Annotated in this window: 11 protein-coding genes; 1 reads left to right on the forward strand and 10 read right to left on the reverse strand. The window is 61.8% G+C overall.

Annotation, left to right across the window (positions count from 1 at the left end; genetic code table 11):
• Window position 1: 1 nt before the first annotated feature.
• The 6 genes from VDQ28_RS04290 to VDQ28_RS04315 all read right to left on the reverse strand — a co-directional run bounded on the left by VDQ28_RS04290 (window position 2) and on the right by VDQ28_RS04315 (window position 5580).
• Window positions 2-1054 (reverse strand): branched-chain amino acid ABC transporter permease, encoded by a 1053-nt coding sequence (locus VDQ28_RS04290; RefSeq protein WP_323034762.1) that lies wholly within the window; start codon window positions 1052-1054, stop codon window positions 2-4.
• Window positions 1055-2086 carry a branched-chain amino acid ABC transporter permease gene (locus VDQ28_RS04295; protein ID WP_323034763.1) on the reverse strand — a complete coding sequence of 344 codons (1032 nt, stop codon included), beginning with the start codon at window positions 2084-2086 and terminating at the stop codon, window positions 1055-1057. It abuts the gene before it with no gap.
• Window positions 2083-2811: an ABC transporter ATP-binding protein gene (locus tag VDQ28_RS04300; protein ID WP_323034764.1), complete on the reverse strand. Its 729-nt coding sequence runs from the start codon at window positions 2809-2811 to the stop codon at window positions 2083-2085. The genes VDQ28_RS04295 and VDQ28_RS04300 overlap by 4 nt, the downstream gene beginning before the upstream one ends.
• Window positions 2804-3568 carry an ABC transporter ATP-binding protein gene (locus tag VDQ28_RS04305; protein ID WP_323034765.1) on the reverse strand — a complete coding sequence of 255 codons (765 nt, stop codon included), beginning with the start codon at window positions 3566-3568 and terminating at the stop codon, window positions 2804-2806. The genes VDQ28_RS04300 and VDQ28_RS04305 overlap by 8 nt, the downstream gene beginning before the upstream one ends.
• A gap of 67 nt (window positions 3569-3635) precedes the next feature.
• The gene (locus VDQ28_RS04310) at window positions 3636-4811 is read right to left on the reverse strand and encodes a substrate-binding domain-containing protein (protein WP_416349417.1); all 1176 of its coding nucleotides are present in this window, start codon (window positions 4809-4811) and stop codon (window positions 3636-3638) included.
• A 310-nt stretch (window positions 4812-5121) separates the two neighbouring features.
• The gene (locus tag VDQ28_RS04315) at window positions 5122-5580 is read right to left on the reverse strand and encodes an Lrp/AsnC family transcriptional regulator (RefSeq protein WP_323034767.1); all 459 of its coding nucleotides are present in this window, start codon (window positions 5578-5580) and stop codon (window positions 5122-5124) included.
• A 130-nt stretch (window positions 5581-5710) separates the two neighbouring features.
• On the opposite strand from VDQ28_RS04315, the gene VDQ28_RS04320 reads away from it, so the two are divergent.
• Entirely contained in the window at window positions 5711-9130 is a 3420-nt protein-coding gene (locus tag VDQ28_RS04320; RefSeq protein ID WP_323034768.1) for an indolepyruvate ferredoxin oxidoreductase family protein, read from the forward strand.
• Here the strand turns inward: VDQ28_RS04320 and VDQ28_RS04325 are convergent.
• From VDQ28_RS04325 to VDQ28_RS04340, 4 genes are all read right to left on the reverse strand, one after another.
• Window positions 9127-10113, reverse strand: a complete 987-nt coding sequence (locus tag VDQ28_RS04325) for a formylglycine-generating enzyme family protein (RefSeq protein ID WP_323034769.1) — start codon at window positions 10111-10113, stop codon at window positions 9127-9129. The two genes, VDQ28_RS04320 and VDQ28_RS04325, sit on opposite strands and share 4 nt — an antisense overlap.
• Before the next feature lie 80 nt (window positions 10114-10193).
• Entirely contained in the window at window positions 10194-12533 is a 2340-nt protein-coding gene (locus VDQ28_RS04330) for a TRAP transporter fused permease subunit (RefSeq protein WP_323034770.1), read from the reverse strand.
• A gap of 105 nt (window positions 12534-12638) precedes the next feature.
• Window positions 12639-13691: a TAXI family TRAP transporter solute-binding subunit gene (locus VDQ28_RS04335; RefSeq protein ID WP_323034771.1), complete on the reverse strand. Its 1053-nt coding sequence runs from the start codon at window positions 13689-13691 to the stop codon at window positions 12639-12641.
• Window positions 13692-13766: 75 nt separating this feature from the next.
• On the reverse strand, window positions 13767-15443 hold the full coding sequence (locus tag VDQ28_RS04340) for a sulfatase-like hydrolase/transferase (RefSeq protein ID WP_323034772.1): 1677 nt from the start codon (window positions 15441-15443) through the stop codon (window positions 13767-13769).
• Between the last annotated feature and the right edge of the window lie 73 nt (window positions 15444-15516).

A 15516-nucleotide genomic window follows, 5' to 3' on the forward strand; every position in this document is an offset into this window, starting at 1 on the left:
ATCAGCGCCCGGCGCGCAGCTTGCCGACAATCCCGCTGGGGAAGAAATAGACGCTGAGGACAAACAGCACGCCCAGCCACAACAGCCAGCGATCCGGGTTCAGCAAATCCGGGATCAACGGCAACCCGGCGGTTGCCTCCGCGGCGGCGCCCATCAGCGATTGCAGATAGTTCTGCGCCAGAACCAGAATCGTCGCACCAATCACCGCGCCATACATCGACCCCATGCCGCCGATCACCACCATCAACAAGATGTCGATCATGATGTCGAAACTCAGCGTCGTATCCGGTCCGACATAGCGCAGCCAGATCGCAAACAGGCTACCTGCCAAGGCCGCGATGGCCGCCGACAGGCAGGTCGCCGTGGTGCGATACCAGACGACGCGGTAGCCGATCGCCTCGGCCCGGAAATCATTTTCGCGGATCGCCTGCAACACCCGGCCAAACGGCGAATTGACGATGCGCAGCAGCAGCAGGAACAGCAGCAGGCACGCGCCGAACACGAGGTAATAGTTCAGGATCTTGCCACTCATCGACACGCCGAACAGTTCGCCCATGCGGAACGCCGGGGTCAGTTCGCGCGGGATCAGATAGGTCAGCCCGTCCTCGCCGCCGGTGAGTTGCGACAATTGGCTGACCAGCACCGCCACGGCCGAGGCCACGGCGAGCGTGATCATGGCAAAGAAAATCGCCCTGACCCGCAGCGAAAACAGGCCGATCAACAGCGCCAGCACCGCCGAGGCCAGCGCGCCCAGCACGGTGCCGACCACCAAGGCATCATAGCCCCGGCCCATATGCGTCGAGGCAAGGGCAACCCCGTAAGCACCAAGCCCGAAGAACATCGTATGCGCAAAGCTGACGATGCCGGTATAGCCCAGCAGCAGGTCATAACTGGCGACCAGCACGATGAAGATGCAGATATGCGCCGCCGTTTCCAGCGACCGCACCCCGGGGAACAGGAAGGGTGCAAAGGCCAAGGCAACCAGAATAACCAGCAGAATCAAGGCCAGCAGCGGGGAACGTGGCTTGTCGCCAGAAATGAGCGCGTTGAGCATCTATTTCGCCTTTACTACCGGCATCATGCCTTGTGGCCGCCACATCAGGATTGCGGTCATCAGGGCGATGTTGGAAATCAGCGCCATCTTAGGTTCCAGGAAGGCGGTGTAGTTTTGCAGCAAGCCGACCATCAGCGCACCGATGAACGCGCCCTCGACCGAGCCAAGGCCACCGATGATCACGACGATGAACACGAGGATCATCATCGACTCGCCCATGCCGGCGGTGATCACCTCTTGGTACATCGCCCACATCACGCCGCCCAATCCGGCCAGCGCCGACCCGGCGACGAACACGCCGATGAACACCAGTGGCAAGCGATAGCCCAGCGCCTGCACCATCTCGCCATTTTGTACGCCCGCGCGCACGATCAACCCGATCTTGGTGCGGGTCAGCACCAGCCGCAGGGCGATGAAAATCACCAACCCGACGCCGACAGCCAACAGGCGATACCGCTCCAAGGCCGCGCCGGCAAAGGTGATGGCACCTTTCAGCGTCTCGGGGCGGGCGAAAAAGATCTCATCCGGCCCCCAGATCACGGCGATCATCTGCTCCATGACGATCAATCCGCCCATGGTGATCAGGATCTGTTTCAGGTGAAACCCGTAGACCGGCCTGACGATCACCCGCTCGAATGCCCAGCCCAGCGCGCCGGTGATGATCATCGCGGCAATCACCGCCAGCAGGATCGCCGCAAGGTTCAGCATCAGGGACGGCGCGCCCGTCCAGGTGCCCAGCGCCAGCAGCACCGAGACGCCAACGAACGCCCCCACCGACACAAACGCCCCGTGACCGAAGTTGATCACATCCATGAGGCCAAAGACCAGCGTCAGGCCCGAGGCCATGACAAAGATCATCATGCCCATCGCCAACCCGGAGACTGTCAGCGTGAGCCAGCTCGAGGTCGAACCGATGACGAGATAGCCCAGCAAGACCAGCGCCGGAACCACCAGATAGGGCGCAGCCTTGTCCAGTTTCTGCCCAAAGGTCGCGGTGCGCATTGTCGGTTTGTGGTCAGGTGCAGCGGTCATGTCGTGCGGGTCTCCATGCTCAGGCCCATCAATTGTTCTTGCAGCACAGCATCGGCGGCCAGGTCGGCCATGGCACCCGTCCAGACGATGCGGCCATCATCCATCACGGCGGCGGTATCGCCCAAAGCCTTGGCGACCGAGAAATTCTGTTCCACCAGCAAGATCGTGGCGCCTTGTCGTTTCAGGTCGCGCAGGGCCTTGGCCATGGTCGAGATGATCGCCGGCGCAAGACCCTTGGTCGGTTCGTCAATCAAATACAGCGCGCGTTCTTCGGCCATGGCGCGGGCAATGGACAGCATCTGTTTCTGCCCGCCCGACAGATTGCCCGCCTCGGAGCGCCAAAAGGTTTTCAACGGCGGGAAGGTGCCAAAAATCCACTCCAGCCGCTTTGGGTCCAAGGGGCCGGACACCGCGGCAAGGATCATGTTTTCCTCGACCGTGAGATCCGAGAAAATGCCCATATCCTCGGGCACGAAACCAAAGCCAAGCCGGGCACGCGCGGGCGTCGGCAGCGTGGTGATGTCTTGGCCGTTGAACCGGATCACGCCGGTTTTGGCTTTCCAATGGCCAATGATCGTGCGCAGGGTCGTGGTCTTGCCGACGCCGTTGCGGCCCAACAACATGGTGACGCCGCCGCGTGGCACGGCCAGATCAACGCCTTGCAGGATGTGATATTGCGCGATGTCGGTGTAGACGCCTTCCAGCGACAGGATCGCATCACTCATCGTCAATCTCCCGGCCCATATAAGCGTCGCGCACCACGTCCGAGGCCATGACCTCGGCGGGCTCGCCATCGGCGGCAAGCTGGCCGTTGTGCAGGACGATGATTCGGTCGGCCAGCGTGCGGATCACGTCCATCTTGTGCTCGACCAACAGGATTGTGCGGTCGCGGTCGGCCTTGAGTTCCTCGATCAGGTCCAGCACGACGGGCGCCTCATCGACGCTCATGCCCGCCGTGGGCTCGTCGAACATATAGACCTTTGGGTCCAGCGCGATCAGCATCGCCACCTCCAGCTTGCGCTGATTGCCGTGGCTGAGTTCGGACACTTTGTTGTCGCGCAGCGCCTGCAAGCGAACACGCTCGACGACGGCCATCGCGCGTTCGGTCAATTCCGTGTGCGAATCCGCCATTGAAAACAGGCTGAACCCTTTGCGCTGGTTCATCTGGATGACCAGCCGCACGTTTTCCAGAACGGTAAGATTGGCGAAAAGGTTGGTGAGCTGGAACGCCCGGCCCAGACCAGCGCGGCACCGGTGTGCCACGGTATCGCGGGTGATATCCTTGCCCAGCAGCGTAACCTTACCCTCGGAGGCGGCGATCTGCCCCGAAATCAGGTTGAAATATGTGGTCTTGCCAGCCCCGTTCGGCCCGACAATCGCGGTCAACTGCCCGGCGGGAAATTTGCAGGAAACGGCGTCAACGGCCACATGGCCACCAAAACGCACGGTCAGGCCATGCGTCTCTAACAACGTCTGGGTCATGGGGATGCTCTGCTGGGGACTACGGTCGAGGAGAGGGCGCACGCGCGGCGCGCCCTCGAGTCTCGGATCAACGGTTGTTGCGGATCGGAATATCCATGTCGTCGATGCCCAACTCACGCACCAGAACCGGCACGCCATAGTCGCGGCCTTCCTGAACTTCGGTGCGGAAGTGGTACATGGACTGCAACGCCTGGTGATCTTCGGCGCGGAACCGCATCGTGCCCTTGGGTGTCTCGAACTCCATGCCTTCCATCGTGGCGATCAGCGCCTCGGTGTCGGTGCTGCCCGCGCGACGGATCGCCTCGACCGCCGCAATCCCGGCAGACATGCCACCGGCGGTGAAGAAGTCAGGCGGGGTGCCGTAGCGCGCAAAATGCTGCTCGACCAGCCAGTCGTTGACCGGGTTCTGCGGCAATTCGTAATAGTAATAGGTCGCGCCTTCCATGCCCGGCAGTTCGCGATAAGCCGTCAGGGCCGCCAGAATATTACCGCCCGTGGCAATCTCGATGCCAAAGCGCGAGGGGTCCATGGCGTTGATCCGGCCCATCGGGTTGCCGCCACCGGCCCAGATGATGAACAGACGCTTTTCGCCTTCGATGTCGCCCATCGCCTGGAAGATACGCTCGGCGGCGGCGGTGAAGTCCGTGGTATCGGTCGGCACATATTCTTCGTGCGCAATGGTCGCACCGGTGCCCTCAAGCGCCTCGCGGAAGGCGGCAACACCGTCGCGTCCGAACGCATAGTCCTGCGCCAGAGTCGCGATGGTCACGCCCTCGCCGCCCAGCGCCACGGCGTTGGAAATCGCATCCTGAGACGAGTTGCGCCCCGTGCGGAAGATGTAGCGGTTCCAGTTCTCGCCGGTGATCGAATCGGCCACGGCGGGCTCGACGATCAGGATACGTTCGTATTCCTCGGCGACGGGCAACATGGCCAGTGCCACGCCAGAACTGACCGGCCCGATGGCGATATCGGCGCCGTCATCACCGAAAGCCTCGGCCAAGAGCGCACGCCCGCGTGCCGGGTCCAGCTGCGTGTCTTTTTCGATCACGACAATCGGCTCGCCGTTGACTTCCATCGTGCCGCCGGTGGCATATTCCAGCCCCAGCATCAGGCCGATATGCGACTGTGCCGCATAGGCCTCCAGCGCGCCGGTCTGTCCGTAGACATGGGCGATCGTCACATCCGCCGCCGCCATATTGGCAAACGCCGCGCTGGCGGCAAACGCGCCAGCCACTGTCATCATTCTCATATCTGCACTCCTCACTGTTGCATTTCTTGTTTGCGCCAGACGCAGCCACACATCGGCTGCGCATTTATACTGCGTCCGAGCGGCGCTGGCCGTAAGATTATTTCACTGCACTTAAGCCCGGTTCGCGATCACAAGGCAAGCCCAAGTTGCAGAATAGTCATCACGGAGCGTTTTTTTCTTTTCCATCAATATATTGCAGCATAGCTTCGCGAGACCTTCAACCATGACGCTAGACGTTCTGCACAGGTTAAACATGCGGCAAGACGTCTCGCCTCGCGCTATGGGTCATCGGCAGAAATCAGGACTAAAGCGGCACCACCGCACTGCGTTTGATATCGCGCAGAACCACATTGGTCTGTGCGCTTTCCACGGCAGGCAGGCGAAACAGGAACTCTTCGAGGAAACGGTTGTATTCGCCAATATCCTTGCACAGCACCCGCAGATGGTAATCCGCCTGCCCGGTGGTGGCGAAGCAATCCAGAACCTCGGCGCGGTGGGTGATCGCCTTGATGAAATCGTTCAGATGTTCCGGGTTGTGGCGAGTCAGGTGCACATGGACGATTGCCTGAAAGCCGAATCCAGCCTTGGCGGCGGAAATATCGGCGCGGTACCGCTCGATCAGCCCCGCATCCTCGAACGCCCGCACCCGCCGCCAGCAGGCCGAGGCTGACATGCCTACCTTTTCCGCCAGTTCGGCATTGGGCACGCGGCAGTCGATCTGCAACAGTCGCAAGATATGGCGATCTCGGGCATCAAGGTCCATGTGGTCAAACTTTCCGAATACTGGCTGATTTATGGGCAACCTAACCAATTTCCTGTCGGTTTGCACGAAATCTGGCGATTTCTGCCAAAGGTATGTCGTAGACTAAGGAAAACACGCAAGGGGTGCCGCCATGACTGACCAGACACACCAATTCCAGACCTATGCGCTGTCGGATCGTTATACCCGAGAAACCGGGCGCGTGTTTCTGACCGGCACGCAGGCCTTGGTGCGGATCATGCTGGATCAGGCGCGGCGCGACAAGGCGGCGGGGCTGAACACGGCCGGGTTCATCTCGGGCTATCGTGGCTCGCCACTGGGGGCGCTGGATCTGGAGCTGTGGCGCGCCCGCGACCAGACCGAGCAACACCGCATCACCTTCATGCCCGCCGTCAACGAGGACCTTGGCGCAACCGCGGTTTTGGGCGCACAACAGGCGGTCTTGGACCCCGATTGCGAGGTCGAGGGCGTATTTTCCCTGTGGTACGGCAAGGGGCCCGGCGTGGATCGGTCGGGCGACGCACTGAAACACGGCAACGCGTATGGGTCATCGCCCAAGGGTGGCGTGTTGGTGGTGGCGGGCGATGACCACGGCTGCGTGTCGTCCTCGATGCCGCATCAATCGGATGTGGCGTTCATGGCGTGGTTCATGCCGACGCTGAACCCCGCAACCGTGGGCGAGTTTCTGGAGTTCGGCGAATATGGTATCGCGCTCAGCCGGTTTTCGGGCGCGTGGGTCGGGTTCAAGGCGATCTCGGAAACCGTGGAAAGCGGGCAATCGGTGGAATTGCGGCCGGATCGCACCTTTACCCTGCCCTCGATTGACCTGCCGCCCGGCGGGTTGCATGTCCGCCTGTCCGACCTGCCCAGCGCCGAGATCGAGACACGCATCGGCCACAAGCTGGACGCCATTGAAGCCTTTGTCGAGGCCAACCCGATCGACCGCCGCCTCTATGATCTGGACACCGCCAAGTATGGCATCGTCACCACCGGCAAGGGCCATCTGGACGTGCTGGAGGCTCTGCGGCTGCTGGGGCTGGACGAGGCCGCGTGCCGTCGTCTGGGCATCGACATTTACAAGGTCGGCATGGTCTGGCCCTTGGCGCGGCGCGATGCGCTGGCCTTTGTGCGCGGCAAGAAAGAGGTTCTGGTCGTCGAGGAAAAGCGCGGCATCATCGAGAGCCAGTTGAAAGAATATTTCTATGACTGGCCCGGCGACAAGCCCGCGCGGATGGTCGGCAAGCACCGCGCGGCGGGCGATCCGCTGTTGCCGTGGACCGGCGAATTCAGCCCGCTGGCGTTGATCCCGACCCTTGCGGAACGGCTGGACACGTTCTTTCCCGATGAAGGCTTGCCCGCCAAAGCGCGCGCCCTGACCCACAAGCCGCCCGTGGTGCTGAACGTACCCGGCGCCAACCGAACGCCGTATTTCTGCTCGGGCTGCCCGCATAATACATCAACCAAAGTGCCGGATGGGTCCAAGGCGGCATCGGGCATCGGCTGTCACGTCATGGCCAGTTGGATGGACCGCGACACTGCAGGCTACGCGCAAATGGGCGGCGAGGGCGTGCCACAAGTGGTCATCTCGCAATTCAACGGCGGCAAGCACATCTTTCAGAACCTTGGCGAGGGGACGTGGTATCACTCGGGGTCTTTGGCGATCCGGCAGGCGGTCGCGGCCAAGACGAATATCACCTATAAGATCCTCTATAATGACGCGGTTGCCATGACCGGCGGGCAACCCGTCGATGGGCCGATCAGTGTTTCAGGCATCGCCCAGACCTGCCGCGCCGAAGGGGTGCAGCGCATTGCGCTGGTGTCGGATGATATCGGCAAATTCAGTCGCGCTGATTTCCCCGCTGGCACCAGTTTCCACCCGCGCGAGGATCTCGACACCGTTCAGCGTGAGCTGCGCGAGGTGCCGGGCGTTTCGGTGCTGATCTACGAGCAAACCTGCGCCACCGAGAAACGCCGCCGCCGCAAGCGTGGCACGATGGAGGACCCGAAACGGTTTGCCTTTATCAACCCCGCCGTCTGCGAGGGCTGCGGCGATTGCTCGGTGGAAAGCAACTGCCTGAGCGTGGAGCCGCTGGAAACCGAGCTGGGCCGCAAGCGCAAGATCAACCTGAACACCTGCAACAAGGATTTTTCCTGTCTGAACGGGTTCTGCCCCAGCTTTGTCACCGTCGAGGGCGCGGTGCGGCGCAAGAAAACCGGCGAGGCGGTGGATCTGGCGGCCCTGCTGCCCACCCTGCCCGCGCCCACCCTGCCCGATCTTGCCGAGCCGTTTGACCTGCTGGTCACCGGCGTCGGCGGAACGGGCGTGGTGACGGTCGGCGCCCTGATCACGATGGCGGCGCATCTTGAGGGCAAAGGGTCCAGTGTGCTCGATTTCACCGGGTTTGCGCAGAAATTCGGCACCGTCCTCAGCTTTGTGCGGATCGCAGAGCGGCCCGAGGATATCCATCAGGTGCGCATTGACAACGGGTCGGCGGATGCGGTGATCGGCTGCGATATCGTGGTATCCTCGGCGGCAAAAGCGTCAGTCCTGTATCGCGACGGCACCAAGGTTGTGCTGAACCGCGCGGAAATGCCGACCGGCGATCTGGTGCTGAACCGTGATGCGCAATTGCAGGCCAAACGGCGCGAGGCGGTGATCGCGGGCGCGGTCGGTGCCGGTAATCTGTGGGGCTTTGACGCCAATGCGCTGGCCGAGCAATTTTTGGGCGACAGCGTGTTCGCCAATGTGATGATGCTGGGCTATGCGTGGCAAAAGGGCTTGGTGCCGGTCAGCGAACTGGCGCTGAAACAGGCGATCACGCTGAACGCCGTCGCCATCGAGCGCAACGGCAGAGCGTTTGATCTGGGCCGGGTGATGGCGGCAAAGCCTGAGGCGTTGATGCCGTCCGAGCCTGTCGTGGCCGAGTTGACGCTGGATGCCCTGATAGCGCGCCGCAGCGAGATGTTGACCGCGTATCAAAACGCGGCTTATGCCGACCGCTACCGCGCCACGCTGGCCAAGTTCCGCGCGGCTTTGCCGTCCGCAGTGGCCGAGGATCTGACGAGGGTTGCGGCGAAATCGCTGTTCAAGCTGATGGCGATCAAGGACGAATACGAGGTCGCGCGGCTGCACACGCAAACCGGGTTCGAGCAGGTGTTGGCCGATGAATTCGAGCCTGGCTTTACCGTGCAATACCACTTGGCACCGCCGATCCTGTCGCGCAAGACCGATGCGCGCGGGCGGCCGCAAAAGCGCGCCTTCGGGGCTTGGATGACTCCGGTGTTGGGGCTGTTGGCGCGGGCCAAAGGGTTGCGCGGCACGATGTTGGACCCGTTTTCCTACATGGCCGAGCGCAAATCCGAGGTCGCGTTGCTGACGTGGTACGAGGCGCTGTTGGGTCAGGTCGCGCCGTTGGTGACGCCTGATAACGCCGACACCGCGCGCGATCTTCTGGCCGTACCGATGGAGATGCGCGGCTACGGGCCGGTCAAGGATCAGGCGGTGGCAACACAAAAAGCCAAGGCAGAGGGGTTGTTGAACGCGTTGCGCTAAAGAGGGGCCGCCACCCGGAACCCCATGTTTCCGGTTGAGCTTTCGGGGTCATTCTTGGTCCGCGAATGCACATGATACCGGTCACAATAGCTGACGTGGCACAGATATGATCCGCCGCGTTGCACGCGTTCATGCCCGGTCACAGCCCCCTGTGGATCACGCGCGGGGTTGCCGGGGATTGGCGCTGGGCGTTTGCCGAAGCGGTCGGCCACCCACTCCCAGACGTTGCCGGTCATGTTGTATAGCCCATAGCCATTGGGCTTGAAGGCCGTCACCGGGGCGGTGCCGATATAACCGTCGTCGCCGGTGTTGTGCCGCGGGAACTCGCCCTGAAACGTATTCATCGCATAGTTACCGCCCGGCATCAGCGCATCGCCCCAGGGGAATTTCCGGTTGGCCAATCCACCCCGCGCGGCGCGTTCCCACTGGGCCTCGGTCGGCAAGGACAGTCCGGCCCAGCGGCAATAGGCCATCGCGTCAAACCAGCTGATATGCACCGCCGGGTGGTCCTCGCGGCCCTTGATGCCGGAGCCGGGGCCTTCGGGCGCATGCCACGCCGCGCCCTGCACCTGTCGCCACCACGGCAGGCCCGGCGGGCTGATCGGCCAGGCGGCAAGATCGTCCAGCACCTGATGAAAGACAAAGGCCCAGCCCTCGAACTCGGCGACGGTCTGATAACCGGTGGCCTCGACGAACCGGGCGTAGTCGGCGTTGCTCACGGCGGTGGGCGAAATCAGATAGGGGCTCAGATGGATCTTGCGCCGCGGGCTGTCGCCGTCACCGGGATAGGTGGAGCGCCGCGTGCCCATTTCAAAGAAACCGCCGGGAATTTGCGTCAGCCGGGCGCGCAACGCGCGCGTCACCGTATCGGGCCCCGGCTGCACGGCTGCCAACGCCGCCTCACACCGTGCGGTCAGCGCCTCGGGCGTGGCGCTGGGCACGCCGCAGCAACCACCAGATTTTGTGTCGTCACCGTCTTGCATACCACAGCACCCGCTTTCAATCGGCTCATGGCTAGCGCAAATGCGGCCGCCTGTCGATTGCAACGGCGTCGCGCCACTGGCTACGCGGTCACCGCTCGCGCCGCCCGGGTGTGCAGCAGAAAGATCAGCACGGTCAGGACAATCCCGGCCCCGTAAATCATCGGCCACGCCATCACCAACAACAGCGCCGCCGCCAGTCGGGCGATGCTTTCGGCAAGACCCAAGCGCTTGAAATCGAACCCGGCCAACACGCTGCCCAGAAGATACAGCGCCAGCGACAAGCGCGCCGCAAGCCAGCCAAGGCTGAGCCAATCAATCGTGCCGTCATAGCCCGGCAGATATTCGGATGTTGAGCCCGGCACCAGTTGTGCGGCGTCGATCAGCAACAGTTCTGGATAAAAGGCAAAGATGAACGGGATCACAAACATCACAATCCCCGAGCGCACGGCCGAGAATCCGGTCATCATCGGATCGGCGCGGGTGATCGAGGCCGCTGCGAACGCCGCCACAGCCACCGGCGGCGTGATTGCCGAGGCGACCGCGAAGTAAAACACGAACATATGCGCGGTGAAGATCGAAATTCCGAGCCCCGACAACAACGGCCCCAACAGAAGCGCCACGTTCAGATAGGCGGGTACGGTTGGCATCCCCATGCCCAACAAGATTGCCAGCAGCATCGCCGCCACCAGTGCGACAAACAGGAACAATCCATTCTCGCCAATCGCGCCGCCAAAGTCGTTGAGGGCAAAGGTCACGTCGCGGGCGATATACGCCGACAGCCCGGTGAGGTTGAGGCAAAAGTCGATAACCGACACCGCCAGGAACATCAGATACAGCGTGCTGACCAGAATCCCCGCATCGGCCAAGGCATCAAGCAGTTTGCGCGGATGTTGGCGGATCTCTTTGTCCAGAAAGAACAACACCATTAAGACCGCCGCCGCCCACCAGCCCGCCGAGCCAGAATCGCCGGCCGAGTTTTGCACGACCTGGAAGAACCACGGCAAACTCTCATTGCGGCAGCCATCCGCCGTTTCGATTGACACCGCACCAAAGAAATCCGTGATCGGGCCGCAGCCAATCGCCTCTTTGGGGGTGATCAGCAAAAACAGGATCAGCAGGATCGGCACGAAAATCATGACCAGATGCAGATAATCCAGCCGCGTCAGCTTCATATCGGCGGGTAACTCTCCCTGCGCCTCGATCCCTTGTTTGCGGGCCTGAAACACGACGGTCACGAACAGCGCGCCAAAATACGCCGCCGCAGGAATGAGCGCGGCGATGATCACTTGTGAATAGGGGACGGCGGTCATGGTCGCCAGCACGAAGGCGGCAACCCCCATCACCGGCGGCATGATCTGCCCACCCGAGGATGCGGCCGCCTCGACGCCGCCCGCGAACACACGGTTGAACCCGCGCTTGAGCATCATCGGGATCGTCAGCACGCCGGTGGACAGCACGTTCACGACCGGCCCGCCCGAGATGGTGCCAAACAGCGCGGAACTGATGATTGCGGCATGTGCCGGACCGCCGCGCAAACGCCGTGTCAAGATAAAGGACATCTTGATCAGCGACTTGCCACCGGCCGAGACGCCAAACAGGCTGCCCAGGACGATATACGGGAACACGGTGTTCAACAGAATGCCCATGAACCGGCCCAGCAGACCTTGCGCGGAATTCACGAGGATGTCCTCGACATTCGGGCGTCCGTCGATCAACTGGCGCGGCTCGCCGCCCAGGATCGTGACCCAGTAGCGGTTCATGTCGTCAGCGCCGTAGAAATACCAGATGGCAATGGTCAGCATCGTATACGCCGCGATGATGATTGCGACCATTACCAGCGGCAGACCCCAGACATAGACGTTATAGGCCAGAAACACGGTGACCGCCAAACCGATGGCCAGAAAGATCCAGACCCCAAGATTGGTCACGCAGCTTGGATCATCGACACTGGTGGGCGCGGGCAGACCCATCATTTCCGCAAAGGCAATCTCGTCTTGCAGCGCCGCGGCGATCATCTCGGCGCGCGAGCCGTTCAGCCGGTCGATAAGGCAGACCGAGTCGATCTCGATAAGGTAGGACAGCGCCATCGTGATGGCCATCACCACCAGCGCCACATCCAGAAACAACCCGAACCCGCGCCGCACTGCACCAGACTTGGCAGAGGCGCGCCACAAGGAATGGTTCAACGCAACCGTCGCCATCATGATCACAAACGACAGCGGAAAGAGGTATTCATACGGGAACCGCCGGAACGTGAGGCCTTCGACTCCGGTGATCGAGTCAACCAGTCCTTGCAAGCCGGGAATCGCCGGAAGCGTGTTCAGCATACCGATGACCACAAGGATCAAGCCCAGCACATACGCAAGCTTCAAGCCCAGATCAGAGGAGGACTTGGACGTGGATTCGGTCGGATCGGCCATGAGTGGGGGTCCCGTCGCGGTGAAAGTCTTCAGGAACGCGGGGCGCCGTTTGGCAGTGGGCCAAAGGGCGCCCCGACATGTGTCTTAAGGCATCCGTGGGCAGCCTTACTCAGGCTCGGCACAATCCGGAACGTCATAGCCACGATCTTCCCATGCGGCGACCGCGCCGGGGTGATAGCGCAACTGGTTCGCGCCGCAGAAACCCGATGACGTGGCATCCAGAATCCCGAAGCCCACGTTGGCCGCATAGGGTGCGCGGGCGCGCAGCTCGTCCAGCGTTTCGATATGCGCCGCCGTCAGGTCATACGCGACCTGATAGTCCATATCGGCGTGCACGACTTCGGCAAACGCCGTGCCGATCCCGCGGATCATGTCATCTTCCGAGACCACGCGAACACCGTCGCCATACCCAAGCTGGGCAATCGGCAGCACGATCGGCACATTTCCGGGAACGTTGAAAACCCGCTGATAGGCCTCGCTTTCAAAGATATCGCGCGGTGTGGAAACCAGCACCACATTGCCCGCCGAGTTCAGGATGATCACGCGCTCGGACGGGTGCGGAAGTGGCACGACAAACGCGTTGGCCGAGCCATCCACCAGCATCGAGGGCAATTGACCCCAGTTGGCCTGCAGGCCCTGATAATCCTCGCCGTCCACAAACCCGGTGGTCAACTGGATTGCCTGACGCGCATTGACCAGCGCCGCCCCGCGCGGTGGGCCGTTGAAAACGACCTTGCCCTCCAGATCATCCCAGCTGTCGATATTTTCGCTTTCCAGCGCCATCAGACCATACGAGCCGGCGTTATACGGATACAGCGCGCGCAGATTGGCGGCCAGCGCGGCCCCGTTTTCACCCTGCGAGGCGAACGGCCCGCGACCATGCGACAGCAGAAAGTGCAGGATCATCGGCGCAGGTGCAATGTCGGTGCGGCCCTGCGCCACGTCAATGATGGTGTTGGTCAGGGTTTGACCCTCGGCGACCTGCAAATCAGCGACGCCACGCTCACCGGCAGCCGCCGCCAGATGCAGGATGCTCAGGTTCGGCGAGTTGCCGGGGCCAGAGGTCGCCGCGGTCAGGTTGATTTGCGCGAAAGCCGTTGACCCCAGCAAACCGGTTGCCAGCGCCAATGCGGCGGTTGTGATACGAAGTGTTCCCATTGTCTTTCCTCCCAAAAAGTAAGTGTCGGCGGATCCCGGCCCAACTCGGCCCAAGCCCGCCATTGCAGTGCCTTGTCATTCCGTCCGGTTGACGGTTTCCGTCCAAGGCCGCGCCTTGCGGCCGACATAGTGACGAACCAGATCCGGCGCGATTTCGGTTTCGTCGTAGGTTCCCAGAACCACGCCGGTTGTTCTCGATTTGGCCCGCATTTCCGCGAAATCCGCCTCGGAACAGGTCGTGCGCCGGGATGGTCGCAGCGCCCAGGCATGGAAATGGGCGTACAGGTCATCCAGCACCGGGGCATAGGCCGCGTCCTCGGCCAGATCGACCAGTTCTTGCGGGTCGTTTTTCAGGTCGAACAGCATTGGCCGGAAGCCACCGTCGAAATGGATGAGCTTCCAGTCCTTTGTCGCCAGCATGAAAATCTGCGCCTGCGTGATCGGAACGCCCAGGGTTTTGGGCAGCGTGGTCGCTGAATAATCGTATTCACAGATCACATAGTCGCGCGGCGTCTCGGTGGCCGTGCCATGCAGGATCGGCAACAGGGAATGCCCCTCCAGAATGTGCGGCACCGCCTCGCCGCCCGCGACATCCAGGAAAGTGGCGGGCAGGTCGATGCTTTCGACCAGCGCATCGCTGACCGTTCCGCGCGTCGCATCTGCCTCGGGCGAGGGGTCATAGATGATCAGCGGCACGCGGGTCGACGTATCGTAAAAGAACTGCTTTTCACCCATCCAGTGATCGCCCAGATAATCGCCATGATCCGAGGTCAGCACGATCATCGTGTCATCCCAGCGGCCGGTCTCCTTGAGCCATTGGAACAGCACGCCCATCTGATCGTCGATCTGCTTGATCAAGCCCATATACGCCGGGACCACGGCATTGCGGACCTCATCACGGCTGAAGCTTGCACCAACCGGCCCCGTCATCATGGCTTTCAGAACCGGGTGGGCGGTGTCATATTCTTCTTGCGTGCGCACGACCGGCAGCATGTCTTGCAAGCCATACATCCCGGCATAAGGCGCGGGCGCGATATAGGGCCAATGCGGCTTGATCAGCGACAGATGACAGCACCACGGCCCCTCGGCCCGTTCGATGAACTCCATCCCGCGCCGGGTCATATAGGGCGTTTCGCTATCCTCCTCGGCGATATTGGCGGTTTTCGCAGAGTTCTTCAGAAACCACGCCGATTCAACATTGCCGTCATCATCCAGCCCCGAGTTGGCGTAATCATGCCATGGATTGTCACCCTCGTACCCTTTGGCCTTCAAATAGGCATTATAGGTCTCGGCCCCGTGGTCATCATACAGCCCGTCCGGACCATGCGGGCGCATTCCGTCGTCACGCTCGAACACGTCAAACCCGCATTCGGAAATCCGCTTGCCGATCTTGCTCTCGGGCGGAATGCCCAGCCGCGCTAGCCCTTCGGTGTCGGCCTTCATATGGGTTTTGCCGACCAGCCAGCAATCCATGCCGGCCTTGCGCAAATGGTCGCCCATTGTCATCTCGCCGACCTTCAGCGGGACGTTGTTCCATGTCGCGCCATGACTGTTGGAGTAACGACCGGTGTATGTCGACATCCGCGACGCGCCGCAAATCGGCGACTGGATATAGGCGCGATCGAAGCGCACGCCTTGCGCGGCAAGCTTGTCGATATTCGGGGTCTGCAAATGCGGATGGCCATAACAACTCAAATAGTCCCAGCGGAGTTGATCAAACATGATGAACAGAATGTTCTTGGCCTTCGCCATCCACTTACTCTCCGCTGTTATTCTCTCGATGCGTGTCTGCCGGGCATCGCCCAACCGAATCCGCCAATGTTCA

This window comes from Pararhodobacter sp. (genome assembly GCF_034676545.1).
Lineage (GTDB): Bacteria > Pseudomonadota > Alphaproteobacteria > Rhodobacterales > Rhodobacteraceae > Pararhodobacter.

Coding starts and splice junctions, on each gene's coding strand:
- VDQ28_RS04290 (WP_323034762.1), bottom strand. CDS start 1,054: ATGCTCAACGCGCTCATTTCTGGCGACAAGCCACGTTCCCCGCTGCTG.
- VDQ28_RS04330 (WP_323034770.1), bottom strand. CDS start 12,533: ATGGCCGATCCGACCGAATCCACGTCCAAGTCCTCCTCTGATCTGGGC.
- VDQ28_RS04325 (WP_323034769.1), bottom strand. CDS start 10,113: ATGCAAGACGGTGACGACACAAAATCTGGTGGTTGCTGCGGCGTGCCC.
- VDQ28_RS04340 (WP_323034772.1), bottom strand. CDS start 15,443: ATGGCGAAGGCCAAGAACATTCTGTTCATCATGTTTGATCAACTCCGC.
- VDQ28_RS04305 (WP_323034765.1), bottom strand. CDS start 3,568: ATGACCCAGACGTTGTTAGAGACGCATGGCCTGACCGTGCGTTTTGGT.
- VDQ28_RS04295 (WP_323034763.1), bottom strand. CDS start 2,086: ATGACCGCTGCACCTGACCACAAACCGACAATGCGCACCGCGACCTTT.
- VDQ28_RS04310 (WP_416349417.1), bottom strand. CDS start 4,811: ATGATGACAGTGGCTGGCGCGTTTGCCGCCAGCGCGGCGTTTGCCAAT.
- VDQ28_RS04335 (WP_323034771.1), bottom strand. CDS start 13,691: ATGGGAACACTTCGTATCACAACCGCCGCATTGGCGCTGGCAACCGGT.
- VDQ28_RS04315 (WP_323034767.1), bottom strand. CDS start 5,580: ATGGACCTTGATGCCCGAGATCGCCATATCTTGCGACTGTTGCAGATC.
- VDQ28_RS04300 (WP_323034764.1), bottom strand. CDS start 2,811: ATGAGTGATGCGATCCTGTCGCTGGAAGGCGTCTACACCGACATCGCG.
- VDQ28_RS04320 (WP_323034768.1), top strand. CDS start 5,711: ATGACTGACCAGACACACCAATTCCAGACCTATGCGCTGTCGGATCGT.